Here is a 12,635-nt window from a genome sequence, read left to right on the forward strand (position 1 = left end):
GAGAGCTCAGCCGAGGTTGATCGACTTGGCGACGTAGGCACGTGCGGGGGTTTCCAGGCGCGCGTGCAGCTCGAAGAACAGCTCGGCCGCGCGGATCCCCGACCAGCCGGCGGGCAGGAACTCCGCGGGCAGGCCCGGGTCGAGGTAGGGCATCCGCCGCCAGCCGGTCAGCACGCGGACGTAGTCGGCGAACGCCTCCTCGCCGGCGGCCGGCTCGCGGCGCTGCCAGCGGCGCAGCGCCGGGCCGTGCTCGTCGAGGAACGTCGTGTACAGCTCGTCCAGCCGGTCGAGGTCCCACCAGTCGCGGACCTTCGCGGCGACGTCGCCGAACGCCAGGTGGTCGGCGCGGAACAGGTCGGCGTACCCGGCCAGGCCGAGCCGGGTCAGCGCCTCGGCGGCCACCCCGTGCAGGTGGGCCGGCGCGATCCAGACGCCCGACGCCGCCGTCCCGAAGCCCATCCGGGCGAGCTGGGTGCGCAGGAGGTGGCGCTTGTGGCGCTCGGTCTCCGGCACCGAGAACACCGCGAGCAGCCAGCCGTCGGCCGGGGTCGCGCGGTCGCGGCGGAAGATCCGCTCGTCGCCCTCGCGCAGGATCTCGCGGGCTTCGGCGGACAGCTCGTAGCCCGCTGTCGCGTCCCGGCGGACCGCTTCGAGGATGCCGCGCCGCTTCAGCCGGGAGATCGACGAGCGCACGGCCGGTTCGTCGACGCCGACGGCCGCGAGCAGCTCGATCAGGGAGGCGACCGACAGCCAGCCGCCTTCGGTGCGCGAGTACAAGCCGTACACCGTCACGATGAGCTGACGCGGCTGGGCCGCCCGGCCGGAGCCGTCCAGTTCGGTTGCGTCGGGTACGGCCGTCATCGGGCCACAATACAACTCGCGTCCCGGCCGCTCCGCTACGATTTCGCCGCGATGCTGCCAGCCACCAAGGGGATCTTCGACCGGCTCACCCGCCGCGGCCGCCTGATGACCAAGCGGACCTGCGACCGGCAGGGCCACGTCGTGCGCGACGGGCGCTTCCTCTTCCGCACCCCGACCGCGTGGGAGTACGCCGCTGCGGTCGCGTGCGGCAGCGATCCGGCCGCCCAGCGGTGGCTGGGCTGGCAGGCCGCCTCGATCGTCGCCGAGCCGGCGCGGGCCGACGCGCTGCGCGTGGTGCCCGGCACCGGCCCGGACTGGGCGGCGCCCGATCCGCAGTCCGTCGACCTGGTGATGATCGACGTCGAGGCCAACCGCTGCGTCGGGCTGGTGAGCGTGCACACCGGTGAGGACGGCGGCCCGGAGACCGGCGGCTACCTCGCGCCGGACTACCGGGGCCGCGGCTACGGCCGGGTGCTCTTCGCGGCCGGGCTCGTGCTGGCGCACGACCACCTCGGCCTGCCGCGGGTGCGGGCCGGCGCCGAGGTCGGCAACGTCGCGAGCGCGCGTTCGCTGCAGGCCGCCGGGCTCGCCCGCGTGGCGGGGCCGCCGACGTACCGGCTCCCGGACGGCCGCGTCACCGAGGCGTGGTGGTTCCAGCACGCCGTCCCGCGGCCCGTGCGGTGCGGTGGTCCGCAAGCCACCTGGTTCCCGGTTTCGCTGCTCTGACTTCGGCAGGCGCCGAAGTTTTCCGCGGCTAACTTCGCCGTATGACTTCGCTTTCCGCTCCGGTGCCGCCCGTTCCCGTCGACGTTCCGCCGGGGAGCGTCGCCTGGCTGCGCGCCACCGTGGCCCGGTTCAGCAATGGTCCCGACCACGTCCGGCGGCGCGCGCTCGCGGTGGCGCTCCTCGAGCCGATCGGCGACTTGCGCGAAAAGGCTTTCTCGCGGACCGAGCGGATCGTGGCTCCGCTCGACGATTTCGACGTGATGGCGCTGATCGCGCGGCCGGTGCCGGTCGGCGTGCTCGCTTCGGCGCTCGGCCTGCCCGACGTCTCGGCGGACGTGGCACTGGTCGCGGCGGCGTACCACCCCCACGTGACGCCGGACGCCGCCGCCGAAGCCGCGCTGGGCCGGCTGATCGCCGCGTGCGGCGGGGCGGACGAGGGGGTGGCCGCCCGGATCGGCCTGCTCGTCCAGGCGTGCGACGCCACCGCAGGGCTCATCGGCAACGAGCTTTCCGCGCGGCTGTCCGGAAAACCCGCCGGGCAGCCGGTGCTGTCCACCCGCCGCCGGATCGACGGCGCCGACGTCGCGGTCTCGCTGGCGGGGACGCCGTTCGGCGCCGGACCGCGCGCCTGCCCGGGATCGCGGCACGCGACCGCCCTCGCGACCGGCGTTCTCCAGGCGCTGCAAGGGTTTTGCCTGACAGAAACGAAGACGACGTGGGTGTCGTCGCCGAATCTCCGGATGCCCGCCGAGCTGTGGGTGACCCGCGGCCGGCCCGGAACCGGGCTCTGCTAAGACTTACCGCGTTCATTCCTTGGGGGAAAGGCGCGGAAATTGCTGTACCTGGACGGACTGCTCGGCATCGTCACGCTCGGGCTGTGGATCTTCTGCCTGGTCGACGTGATCACGACGGACGAGTCGTCCTGCCGCAACCTGCCGAAGGGCCTGTGGCTGCTGCTCGTGCTGGTGGTGCCGCTGGTCGGGTCGATCGTCTGGCTGGTCGCGGGCCGGCCGCAGCAGGTGACGCGGGTGCGCGGGCCGTACGAGCGCCACGCGCCGGCGTACCCGGAGTACGACCGCCCCGGGCGGTTCGCGGCGACGAGCCCGGACGACGACGAGGAGTTCCTGCGCAAGTGCCGGGAACGCGCGGAGGCACAGCGGAAGCTGGCCCGCGAGAAGCGCGCCGAGGACTGAGTCAGCAGCCGGGGCCTTCGCACGTGGCGCGTTCGTAGGCCTCCAGCGTCGCGATCACCAGCTGACGCTCGGCCGGGCTCAGCGGCGTCAGCGCGTCGGTCCACGCCTTCGCGCCGCGCGCCAGCCAGGCGTCGACGGCGGGGCGCTTGTCCGGGGTGATGCTGACGATCGTGCGGCGGCGGTCGGCCGGGTCCTCGTCGCGGTTCAGCACGCCCTGGCGGCTGAGGTCGCCGACCATCAGGCTCGCCGTCGTCGGGGCGACCTGGAGGCGGGTGGCCAGTTCGGTGACCGTCATCGGGCCGTCGAAGAGCAGGTAGGACAGCAGCGACAGGTGCCGCGGCGCGAGCGAGCAGCCGTCGAGCTCCGCGGGCACCGGCGTCCGCTTCGCGCGGCCGACCAGGCGCGGCATGAGCAGCAGGAGCTGCCGCACGCCGTCCTCGACACTCGGGCCGGGCTGCGTTGACACTGCTCACCTCCGGTCGGTAGCTTTGTTTGCAAAGCAAACGCTTCGGCTCGTCCGAGCCTACCTCGCGGATCGAGCGTACCGGCCAGAACAGGGGATCCTCATGACCGCACCAGCCGACATGAACGACTTCAACAAGCAGGTCGTGGACGAGTTCCGCGCCAACAACGGCGTGGTCGGCGGCTACTTCGAGGGCAAGAACGTGCTGCTCCTCACGACGATCGGCGCGAAGAGCGGCGAAGCCCGCCTGTCCCCGCTGGTGTACACCACCGACGGCGACCGCTACGTCGTCGCCGCGTCCATGGGCGGCGCCCCGAAGAACCCGGCCTGGTACCACAACCTGGTCGCCAACCCGAAGGTCACGCTCGAGGTCGGCACGGAGAAGTTCGAGGCCACGGCGACGGTGATCGCCGACCGCGCCGAGCGTGACCGCCTGTACGCGGGGATGGTCGCGCACGCCGAGGGCTTCGCGGAGTACGAGACGAAGACCGACCGGGTGATCCCGATCGTGGTCTTCGAGCGCTAAGACGCCGAGGTCGCGGGAGCGGGCCGGGGCTCGGACGGAACCTGAGGCTCGGCCGTCCGCCGGGCCTCCTCCCGCTCCGCGCGCCGCCCTTCCTTCCGGGCGATGATCCGCTTGCCCACGTCGATCAGCGGCTTCTCCACCCACCGGTGGATCAGGTCCGCGATCGCCAGGCCGACCAGGAAGACCACCACCGCGCTCGTCGTGTGGTTGCGGGCCAGGCCCGGCACCGCCTGGATGACCGCGAAGTGCACCGGCCCCTGCAGCAGGTACAGCGAGTACGACCGCTCGCCCACGAACCGCAGCGGGGCCGTGCTCATCAGCCAGCGGGCCGGGCCCGGGCTGACCAGGACGATCAGCAGCAGCATCGCCGCGAACGCGTACGCCACCAGCAGCCACAGGTTCTGGCCCGTGCCGTTCCACAGCGTGTCGAGGTTCGTGTGGAACACGACGAAGCCCACCACGATCGGGATCGCCGCCAGCGGGTGCGTCAGCGGCTTGAGCAGCGCGTAACCCCGGCGGTAGTGCAGCAGGATCGCCAGCAGGCAGCCCGCCGCCAGGATGAAGTAGTGCACCGTCGAGCGGTAGATCGGCACGTTCGCGCCGTGCAGCAGCCAGCCGCCGGTGGTCAGCGGGACCAGGGCCAGCAGGACGACCATCGCCACGCCGACCAGCACGAACTTGCGCTTGGCCGCGCCGATCCCGAGGAAGACCAGCAGGAACGGCCAGACCAGGTAGAACTTCTCCTCGATCCCCAGCGTCCACGAGCCGCTGAAGAAGTTGTCCGTGCCGTTGGTGAACGACGGCAGGAACTCGTTGAGGAACGTCAGGTAGAACTTCAGCGCGTTCGGGAAGTCGCGGGCGTGGAATTCGCCGCGCAGCGCCACGAACGCGACGATCCCGCCCAGGATCACCAGGTACGGCGGCAGGATCCGGAACACGCGCCGGATGTAGAAGTTCGACAGCGAGATCCGGCCGGTCCGGTCCTGCTCGCGCAGCAGCAGCGTCGTGATCAGGAACCCGGAGAGCACGAAGAACAGGTAGACGCCGACCCAGCCCGACAGCCACGTCCAGTTCTGGCCGCCGAAGTGGAAGAAGATCACCATCGTGGCGGCGATCGCGCGGAGGCCGTCGAGGCCAGGGAACCGCCGCATGCCGAGGTAGTCCTCGTGGCTCATCGTGCGCAAGTCGGTTCCCCCGTCGGTGTGATCGTCCGGGCGAGTATAGGACGTCCGCTTACCCTGCCTTTGCCTCCGGTCCGACCGCCCGGAAGGTGCTCCGAACGTCGTAACGGCGCTTCAGCTCCCCGAGTCGGCGCAGGTCCGCGGCCGGATGGACCCCCTCGACCGCGGCGTGCTCGCCGTACACGAAGGGCAGCAGCCGCCCGGTCGTCCACGGCGCCAGCGCGTCGAACAGCTTCGCCTGCACGTTCCGGACCGCCGCGACCCCGCCGTCGCCGACCACCGACAGCGCCCGGACGACGAACTCGGCCGAGCTGTCCCAGCCGACGCCCGCCTTGTCGGACGGCCGGGCGAGCGCGCCGCCCAGCCGGTCGATGATCAGCACCGGCGGGGTGGCCGCGCCGGGGCCCGCGTGCTCCACGACGGCGTCGAGCATGGCGTCGTTCAGCTGCGAGACGGTCGCGTTGGTGCCGTGGTAGCCGTGCGGCTGCCGCGGCTCGGCCGCGATCGAGCCGGACTCGGTGAACGGCATGACCTTCAGCGTGTCCAGCAGGACCGGCGCCGCGGCCCGCAGCGGCGCGACCAGCTCGTCGCCGTCCTCGCCGAGGTAGGCGACGCGGATCTGGGCGATGTGCTTGCCGCGCAGCGGTTCCGGCAGCACCGGGAGGTCGGGGTAGTCGACCATGGCCAGCGACGTCGTCAGCGCGTCCGGCGCCGCCGCCGACCACGTGCGCCAGGCCCGCAGCACCGCGGGCACGTCGTCGGGGCCGAAGTAGAGGCTGCCGCCGTAGAGCCGGTCCACCGGGAACAGGTCGAACTCCATCGCCGTGACGACGCCGAAGCTGTCGCGGCCGCCGCGCAGCGCCCAGAACAGGTCCGAGCCGGGCTCGACGCGCCGCAGCTCGCCGTCGGCGGTGACGACGTCGAGGGCGCGGACGTGGTCGGCGGCGCGGCCGTACCGGCGGCCCAGCAGCCCGAAGCCGCCGGCGAGCGTGTAGCCGACGACGCCGACGTCCGGCGACGAGCCGCTGAGCGGCGCCAGGCCGTGCGCCCCGGCGGCTTCGATGACCGCGCCCCAGCGCGCGCCCGCTGCCACCCGGGCGGTCCGGGCTTCGGGGTCGATTTCGACGCCGGTCATCCGGCGGGTGCTGATCAGCAGCCCGTCGGCGCCCGCGGTGAGGCCGTGGCCGGTGGCCTGGACGGCGACCGGCAGCCCCTGCTCGGCGGCGTACCGCACGGCGGCGGCGACGTCCTCGGCGCTTTCGGCGGCGACGACGACCGCGGGGGCGCTGGGCACCGCCGTCTGGAACCCGGCGACTTCTTCGGCGTAACCGTCCTGACCTGGGCGGAGGGTGTGCATCTCGGCTCCTTTCGTTCGCTGTCTCCAGCTTCGGGCCGAGTCGACCAGAAGTCCAAGATCTGGTTTTTCTACGAGCTAGAATCAATGCTTATGGAACTGCACCAGCTCGCCTACTTCGTCGCGGTCGCCGAGGCGGGCAACTTCACGCGCGCCGCCGAACGGCTGCACGTCGCCCAGCCCGGGGTGAGCGCGCAGGTCCGGCGGCTGGAACGGGAGCTGGGGCAGGAGCTGCTGGACCGTTCCGGCCGGACGGTCCGGCTCACCGACGTCGGCGCCGCGGCCCTTCCGCACGCCCGGGCCGCGCTGGCGGCGGTGCAAGGCGTGCGCGAAGCCGTCGACGAGCTGGCCGGGCTGGTCCGCGGCCAGGTCGCGATCGGTGCCGTGACCTCGGCCGGCCCGGTCCGGCTGCCGGACCTGCTGGCCGGCTTCCACGAGCGCTACCCGGCCGTCGAGATCACGCTGTCGGAAGCCAACTCCGACACGATGCTCGCGGCGCTGCGCGAAGGGCGCCTGGACCTCGCGGTCGTCGGTCTCTCGACCGAGCCGCCGCCGGGCATCGCGACGCAGGTGCTGCTCGACGAGCCGTTCCTGGCCGTCACCGCACCGGACGGCCCGCTCGACCGGGCCGAGGTCGGGATCCGGGACCTCGACGGCCTGCCGCTGATGGCACTGCCGAAGGGGACCGGCCTGCGCACCGCGCTGGACGCCGCCTTCGCGCGTGAAGGGCTGACCCCGCGGATCGCGTTCGAGGCGGCCGACCCGAACGTCCTGGTGCAGCTCGCGACGCGCGGCCTCGGCGTGGCGATCGTGCCGGAGTCGCTGGCCCGGTTCCACCGGGCGGAGCTGCGGATCATCGGGATCGCGGGCCCGGGCCTGCGCGGGATGCTCGCGCTGGCGTGGCGGACGGAGGGCCCGCTCAGCCCCGCGGCTCGCGCGTTGATCGCGTTCGCCCGGGCGAACTACCGCTCTTGACACATCGTCAACAGTGTCGTTCCCTGGAGGGCGTGACCGAAACCGCGCTCCAGGACGCCGTGATCGGCGCCGGGCTGCTGGCCGGCAGCGCGAACGTGATCATGCAGCTCTCCCGCGCGCCCGTCGGGTACGGCGTGCTGGAAAGCCGGGTCGACAGCGGCAACCTCTTCCGCCACCCGGTGAAGCGGACGCGCACGACGCTCACCTACCTCGCCGTCGCGACCATGGGCACCGACGCCGAACGGGCGGCCTACCGCCGCGGGGTCAACGCGGCCCACGCGCGGGTCCACTCGACCGACGAGAGCCCGGTCGCCTACAACGCCTTCGACACCGACCTCCAGCTGTGGGTCGCGGCCTGCCTGTACAAGGGCTTCGAGGACATCTACCGCGCGTTCGTCGGCGGCGAGCCGGGGAACTTCTACCGCGAAGCCGCTTCGTTCGGCACGACGCTGCAGGTGCGTGAAGAGATGTGGCCCGCCGACCGCGACGCCTTCGAGGAGTACTGGGCCGCCGGGCTCGCGGAAGTCGGCATCGACGACACCGTCCGCCGCTACCTCACCGACATCGTCGACCTGCGGTTCCTGCACCCGGTCGTGGCCGCGCCGGGACGGCGGTTCCACCGCTTCGTCACCACCGGCTTCCTCCCGCAGCGCTTCCGCGACGAGATGCGGCTGCCGTGGACCGACGCCGACCAGCGGCGGTTCGACGCGCTGCTCGGCGTGGTCGGGCGGGTCGTGCGGGTGCTGCCCACGCCGGTGCGGCGGTTCCCGTACAACCTCTGCCTGTGGGACCTGCGCCGCCGGCTGCGCACCGGGCGTCCGCTGGTCTGAGCGGCCCCGGCTACAGTGTCGGGTCGGCAAAGCCACCCGAGGGGATTCCATGACGGCGATCGAGGCTGACGTCCAGGCCGAAGAGACCGCGCCCGCCCGGCCCACCCGCCGCGCGCCGCTGTTCGTGGTCTCGCTGGTCCTGCTCGCGGTGTTCCTCGTGGGCGCCTGGGCGGCCTGGTTCTTCACGATCGACGACGCGTTCATCAGCTTCCGCTACTCGGCGAACCTCGCCGAGGGGCACGGGCCGGTGTGGAACGTCGACGGCCCGCGCGTCGAAGGCTTCACGAACTTCGCCTGGGTGGTCTGGTCGGGGCTGGGCGCGTGGCTCGGACTGGCCCTGCCGCTGTTCACCAAGCTGACGTCGCTGGTCCTCGGCCTGGGCACGCTGTACCTGCTGATCCGCGAGGGCCACCGCCGTGCCGGGCTCACCGGCGTCCTGGTCGGCGCGGGCGCGTACGTCGTCTTCCTGCCGACCTATTTCCACCTCACCGCCGGCCTCGAGACGGCCGCGTTCGCCGCCGTGCTGCTGCGGATCGTCGTGCTCGGCCTGCGGGTGCTCGCGAACGAGCGGGTGCGGACGTGGGAACCGCCGGTGCTGCTGCTCCTGCTCGGCATGCTGCGGCCGGAGGGTGTGCTGGCTGCGCTGCCGGTCGTCGCGCTGTGGTTCTGGAAGGAACGCGGCCGCGCGTCGGCGCGCTGGTGGACGCTCGCCGCGGCCGTCGCCGGCGCGGGCTACTTCGTCTGGCGCTGGCGGTTCTACGGCCAGCTGCTGCCGAACACCTTCTACGTCAAGTTCGGCCACCTCGACTCCGGCTGGCTGTGGACCAAGCACACGGCGGTGCTGCTGCTCCCGCTCCTGCTGCTGACGCTGTCGGTGGTCATCCGCAAGGCGACGCGCGCGATGGGCGTGCTGCTGGTGGTCACCGTCGCGGTCACCTACGTGACGTACGCGGTGTCCGGCCCGACCATGGACTACCTCGACCGCTTCGCCGACCACGCGATCCCCGTCCTCTGCCTGGGCGCCGGGATCGCCGCCGGGACGCTCAAACCGCGTCTCGTGGGCGCGCTGCTCGGGCTGGTGGCGGTCGGCTGGTCGGCCGTCGGCGGTGCGACCGCGCCCGACCTCGGCGTGATCGCGAACTACGGCCCGGACCTGCAGCGCGCGCACATCGCGATCGGCAAGGGACTGGCCGAGGCCGACGTCCCGCCGGCCGCCCGCAGCCTCGCGGTCACCGACGCGGGCGCGATCCCGTACTACAGCGGCTGGAACTCGATCGACTACATCGGGCTCAACGACGCGGCGATCGCCCGCGGCGCCGACCCGACCGAGGTCGTCATGAAGGCGCGGCCGACGGTGATCGTCGTGACCGCGAACGGCCCGGACCCGTCCGGCATGCGCTACGGCTTCGACTTCGCGAAGGCGACCGCGGGCTACGAGAAGGTGTCCACGGTCGAGATGCGCGCCGGGTACTGGCAGAACGTCTACGCGCTGCCGCAGTACGCGGCGACGATCGGCCAGCACGTCCAGGAGCGCGCCGACGCGGCACGCAAGGCCAACGACTACGACCGCGCCGAGGACACCGTGGACCGCTGGCTCGACCGGCTCCGCTCGCAGCTGCCGTTCTGAGGTTGACCGCTTCGCGCGCGAGGCGCGAAGGTGGGCCGATGAGCGGCGAAGAGGTGCGGCACGGCGTCAAGCTGAGCAGTCTCGACCAGGAGGTCTTCCCGGACGCCGGGGTGACCAAGCGGGAGCTGCTCGACTACCTCGAAGCCGTGTCCGAGCGGATGCTGCCCGAACTGCGCGACCGGCTGCTCACCGTGCTGCGGGTGCTGCGCGGCCAGGGCCCGTTCATGCAGAAGAACCTGCCGAAGTACACCCCGGACTGGGTCGAGCGGGTGTCGGTGTGGGCCGAAACGTCCAAGCGGGACGTCTCCTACGCGCTGTGCAACGACCTCCGCACGCTGATCTGGTTCGGCAACCAGCGGGCGATCGAGTACCACACGTCGCTCTACCGCGGCGGCCCCGAGCACGGCCCGACGCACCTGATCCTCGACCTCGACCCGCCCGAGGACGGCCCGTTCTCGCTGGCCGTCGGCGCCGCGAAGCTGGTGCGTGAGGCCCTGCGGAACGACGGCCTGGACGGCGCCGTGAAGACGAGCGGCTCGAAGGGCGTGCACGTCTTCGTGCCGCTCGCACCCGGCCAGTCGACCGAGGACATCGCGGCGGCCACGCGGGCGGTCGCGGCGCGGGCCGAGCGGATCGACCCGGCGCTCGGCACCACGGAGTTCGTGCGGGAACGCCGCGAAGGCAAGGTGTTCCTGGATTCGACGCGGGCGGGTGGCGCGACGGTCATTTCGGTCTACAGCCCCCGCCACCGGCCCGGGGCGCCGGTGTCGTTCCCGGTCGCGTGGGCCGACCTCGACGGCGTCAAGCCCGCCGACTTCACGGTGCACACGGCCCCGGAGCTGCTCGCGGCCGGTGATCCGTGGACGGCGGAGATGCCGGAGCCGTTCGTGCTGCCCGAGGACCTGGTGGCGGAGGGACACACGATCCCGATCGCCCGGGTGGTCGCGATGCACGAAGGCAAGCGCCGCGCCCGGGCCGCCCGCGAGTCGGGCTGAGCGACCCGGCCCAAGCGCCCCAAGGCCACATTGGTTGCGTCTGACGCACCCAAGGCGGCCTTCGGTGCGTCAGACGCACCGAAGGCCACATTGGGGGCATCGCCGGGTTAAGCCGCCTGGTTGCCGCGCCAGGCCGGGGTGTGGAAGGGGCGGGGGAACTGGACGATCCGGGTCGGCTCGGCCACCCGGTGCCGGGCCAGCCACGCGACGTCGCGGCCGAACGACCACACCAGCGACCCCAGCGCGACCGCGACCAGGGCAAACGTCACCGCCATCGGCAGCAGCCCGGACACCGCGACCACCAGCACCACGCCCTGCACCGCGGCCACCGTCTTGCGCGCCATGCTCGGGTACAGCGGCGCGGTCAGCCACGGCATCGTCCACGAAGCCGCGACGAACACGTACCGCATCAGGCCGATCGCCAGCACCCACAGCCCGAGCGTGCGGGACACCTGGACGCACAGCAGGAGGATCAGGAACGCGTCGACCTCCATGTCGAACCGCGCGCCGAACTCCGACGTCGTGCCGGTGCGGCGGGCCACCTGGCCGTCGAGGCCGTCCAGCAGGAGGGCCACGCCGGTCAGCCCGACCAGCCACGCGACGGACAGGCCGCCGTCGGCGATCAGTTCCGCGGCGCACCCGACGAGCGTCGCGCGGGCGAACGTGATCCAGTCGGCCGCGCTGAACGCGGCGCGGCCGGCGCGGCGCAGGCCCCACTCGGTCAGCAGCACGAGGGCGATCCCGAAGGTGAGCCCGGTGGCCCAGGCGAGGGGGGACAGGCCCGCGACGACCCCCGCGGCGAGCACCCACGCCGGCACCACCGCGCGCAGGAGAAGGTCCTGTTTGATCATCGTCGACTCCGCGAATTGCTCATAGGGTGGCGACACCAGCCTCCGGTCGCCCGCTGAGGAGAAACACGTGGAACAGGCTTTCTGGGTTCAACGGCCCGGTGTCGGGGAGTTGCGGGAGGAGCGGCTGCCCGAGCCGGGATCGGACGAGGTGCTCGTCCGCACGCTCTGCTCCGGCGTCAGCCGCGGCACCGAAACGCTCGTCTTCCGCGGCGGGGTCCCGGCGAGCCAGCACGACGTCATGCGCGCGCCCTTCCAGGACGGCGGCTTCCCCGGCCCGGTCAAGTACGGGTACCTCAACGTCGGCGTCGTCGAACGCGGCCCGGCCGACCTCGAGGGCCGGATCGTCTTCTGCCTCTACCCGCACCAGACCGCGTACGTCGTCCCCGCGAGCGCGGTGACGCCGGTGCCCGACAACGTCCCGCCCGGCCGCGCGATCCTGGCCGGCACCGTCGAGACCGCGGTGAACGCCGTGTGGGACGCCCGGCCGCGGCTCGGCGACCGGATCGCCGTCATCGGCGCCGGGATGGTCGGCGCCAGCGTCGCGAAGCTCCTGAGCGGCTTCCCGGCGACGCGGGTGCAGCTCGTCGACGTCGACCCGTCACGCGCCGACGTCGCCGAAGCGCTCGGTGTCGACTTCTCGACCCCGGAGCGTGCCCACGGCGACTGCGACCTCGTCGTGCACGCCAGCGCGAGCGAAGCCGGGCTCACCCGCGCGCTGGAACTGCTCGCGCCGGAAGGCGAAGTCGTGGAAATGTCGTGGTACGGCGACCGCCGGGTGAGCGTCCCGCTCGGCGAGCACTTCCATTCGCGGCGCCTGGCGATCCGCGCCAGCCAGGTCGGGACGGTCGCGCGGCCGGACCGCGGCTACGCCCAGCGGATGGCCGTGGCGCTGGAGCTGCTGGCCGATCCGGCGTTCGAAGCACTGGTCAGCGGCGAGTGCGCGTTTGAAGATCTGCCGTCCGTGCTACCCCGGCTGGCCGGGAATGAACTTTCCGCGCTCTGCCTCCGTGTCATGTATCAGCCGCAGTGACCACGTCCACCCGAACGCATCGG

The 12,635-nt window shown here is 72.5% G+C and carries 14 protein-coding genes; 9 read left to right on the plus strand and 5 right to left on the minus strand.

The features are described from left to right. Positions 1 to 6: 6 nt before the first annotated feature. The gene (locus tag H4696_RS39015; protein WP_086857023.1) at positions 7 to 861 is read right to left on the minus strand and encodes a PaaX family transcriptional regulator; all 855 of its coding nucleotides are present in this window, start codon (positions 859 to 861) and stop codon (positions 7 to 9) included. Between the two features lie 51 nt (positions 862 to 912). Between H4696_RS39015 and H4696_RS39020 the strand changes: the two genes are divergently transcribed. Genes H4696_RS39020 through H4696_RS39030 form a run of 3 tightly spaced genes read left to right on the plus strand, consistent with a single transcriptional unit; the run spans position 913 to position 2,780 of the window. Then, the gene (locus tag H4696_RS39020; protein ID WP_086857024.1) at positions 913 to 1,587 is read left to right on the plus strand and encodes a GNAT family N-acetyltransferase; all 675 of its coding nucleotides are present in this window, start codon (positions 913 to 915) and stop codon (positions 1,585 to 1,587) included. A gap of 41 nt (positions 1,588 to 1,628) precedes the next feature. After that, complete coding sequence (locus H4696_RS39025) at positions 1,629 to 2,381, plus strand: cytochrome P450 (RefSeq protein ID WP_225955924.1); 753 nt, start codon at positions 1,629 to 1,631, stop codon at positions 2,379 to 2,381. 39 nt (positions 2,382 to 2,420) lie between these two features. Further along, on the plus strand, positions 2,421 to 2,780 hold the full coding sequence (locus tag H4696_RS39030) for a PLDc N-terminal domain-containing protein (protein ID WP_086857025.1): 360 nt from the start codon (positions 2,421 to 2,423) through the stop codon (positions 2,778 to 2,780). A 1-nt stretch (position 2,781) separates the two neighbouring features. Here the strand turns inward: H4696_RS39030 and H4696_RS39035 are convergent, their stop codons facing one another. Beyond that, complete coding sequence (locus H4696_RS39035; RefSeq protein ID WP_086857026.1) at positions 2,782 to 3,246, minus strand: MarR family winged helix-turn-helix transcriptional regulator; 465 nt, start codon at positions 3,244 to 3,246, stop codon at positions 2,782 to 2,784. 100 nt (positions 3,247 to 3,346) lie between these two features. Here H4696_RS39035 and H4696_RS39040 point away from each other — a divergent pair, with 100 nt between their 5' ends. Beyond that, on the plus strand, positions 3,347 to 3,769 hold the full coding sequence (locus H4696_RS39040) for a nitroreductase family deazaflavin-dependent oxidoreductase (RefSeq protein ID WP_086857027.1): 423 nt from the start codon (positions 3,347 to 3,349) through the stop codon (positions 3,767 to 3,769). On the opposite strand, the gene H4696_RS39045 is transcribed toward H4696_RS39040, so the two are convergent. Beyond that, positions 3,766 to 4,944, minus strand: coding sequence for an acyltransferase family protein (locus H4696_RS39045; protein WP_192783117.1), 1,179 nt, complete (start codon positions 4,942 to 4,944; stop codon positions 3,766 to 3,768). The genes H4696_RS39040 and H4696_RS39045 overlap by 4 nt on opposite strands. A 58-nt stretch (positions 4,945 to 5,002) precedes the next feature. Further along, positions 5,003 to 6,307, minus strand: coding sequence for an FAD-binding oxidoreductase (locus H4696_RS39050; RefSeq protein WP_086857029.1), 1,305 nt, complete (start codon positions 6,305 to 6,307; stop codon positions 5,003 to 5,005). Between the two features lie 90 nt (positions 6,308 to 6,397). Here H4696_RS39050 and H4696_RS39055 point away from each other — a divergent pair, with 90 nt between their 5' ends. From H4696_RS39055 to ligD, 4 genes are read left to right on the plus strand one after another with little or no spacing between them, the layout of a single operon-like run. Next, entirely contained in the window at positions 6,398 to 7,279 is an 882-nt protein-coding gene (locus H4696_RS39055) for a LysR family transcriptional regulator (protein ID WP_086857030.1), read from the plus strand. 32 nt (positions 7,280 to 7,311) lie between these two features. Continuing rightward, entirely contained in the window at positions 7,312 to 8,109 is a 798-nt protein-coding gene (locus H4696_RS39060; RefSeq protein WP_086857031.1) for an oxygenase MpaB family protein, read from the plus strand. A gap of 49 nt (positions 8,110 to 8,158) precedes the next feature. Beyond that, complete coding sequence (locus H4696_RS39065; protein WP_225955925.1) at positions 8,159 to 9,736, plus strand: hypothetical protein; 1,578 nt, start codon at positions 8,159 to 8,161, stop codon at positions 9,734 to 9,736. A gap of 38 nt (positions 9,737 to 9,774) precedes the next feature. Then, positions 9,775 to 10,731 (plus strand): non-homologous end-joining DNA ligase, encoded by a 957-nt coding sequence (gene ligD / locus H4696_RS39070; protein WP_086857032.1) that lies wholly within the window; start codon positions 9,775 to 9,777, stop codon positions 10,729 to 10,731. 107 nt (positions 10,732 to 10,838) lie between these two features. Here ligD and H4696_RS39075 read toward each other — a convergent pair whose 3' ends face one another. Beyond that, positions 10,839 to 11,582: a CDP-alcohol phosphatidyltransferase family protein gene (locus H4696_RS39075; RefSeq protein WP_086857033.1), complete on the minus strand. Its 744-nt coding sequence runs from the start codon at positions 11,580 to 11,582 to the stop codon at positions 10,839 to 10,841. 67 nt (positions 11,583 to 11,649) lie between these two features. Between H4696_RS39075 and H4696_RS39080 the strand changes: the two genes are divergently transcribed. Next, positions 11,650 to 12,612, plus strand: coding sequence for a zinc-dependent alcohol dehydrogenase (locus tag H4696_RS39080; RefSeq protein WP_086857034.1), 963 nt, complete (start codon positions 11,650 to 11,652; stop codon positions 12,610 to 12,612). Positions 12,613 to 12,635: the final 23 nt, after the last annotated feature.

The organism is Amycolatopsis lexingtonensis (genome assembly GCF_014873755.1).
Classification (GTDB): domain Bacteria; phylum Actinomycetota; class Actinomycetes; order Mycobacteriales; family Pseudonocardiaceae; genus Amycolatopsis; species Amycolatopsis lexingtonensis.

Coding starts and splice junctions, on each gene's coding strand:
- H4696_RS39015 (WP_086857023.1), bottom strand. CDS start 861: ATGACGGCCGTACCCGACGCAACCGAACTGGACGGCTCCGGCCGGGCG.
- H4696_RS39020 (WP_086857024.1), top strand. CDS start 913: ATGCTGCCAGCCACCAAGGGGATCTTCGACCGGCTCACCCGCCGCGGC.
- H4696_RS39025 (WP_225955924.1), top strand. CDS start 1,629: ATGACTTCGCTTTCCGCTCCGGTGCCGCCCGTTCCCGTCGACGTTCCG.
- H4696_RS39040 (WP_086857027.1), top strand. CDS start 3,347: ATGACCGCACCAGCCGACATGAACGACTTCAACAAGCAGGTCGTGGAC.
- H4696_RS39045 (WP_192783117.1), bottom strand. CDS start 4,944: ATGAGCCACGAGGACTACCTCGGCATGCGGCGGTTCCCTGGCCTCGAC.
- H4696_RS39050 (WP_086857029.1), bottom strand. CDS start 6,307: ATGCACACCCTCCGCCCAGGTCAGGACGGTTACGCCGAAGAAGTCGCC.
- H4696_RS39055 (WP_086857030.1), top strand. CDS start 6,398: ATGGAACTGCACCAGCTCGCCTACTTCGTCGCGGTCGCCGAGGCGGGC.
- H4696_RS39065 (WP_225955925.1), top strand. CDS start 8,159: ATGACGGCGATCGAGGCTGACGTCCAGGCCGAAGAGACCGCGCCCGCC.
- ligD (WP_086857032.1), top strand. CDS start 9,775: ATGAGCGGCGAAGAGGTGCGGCACGGCGTCAAGCTGAGCAGTCTCGAC.
- H4696_RS39075 (WP_086857033.1), bottom strand. CDS start 11,582: ATGATCAAACAGGACCTTCTCCTGCGCGCGGTGGTGCCGGCGTGGGTG.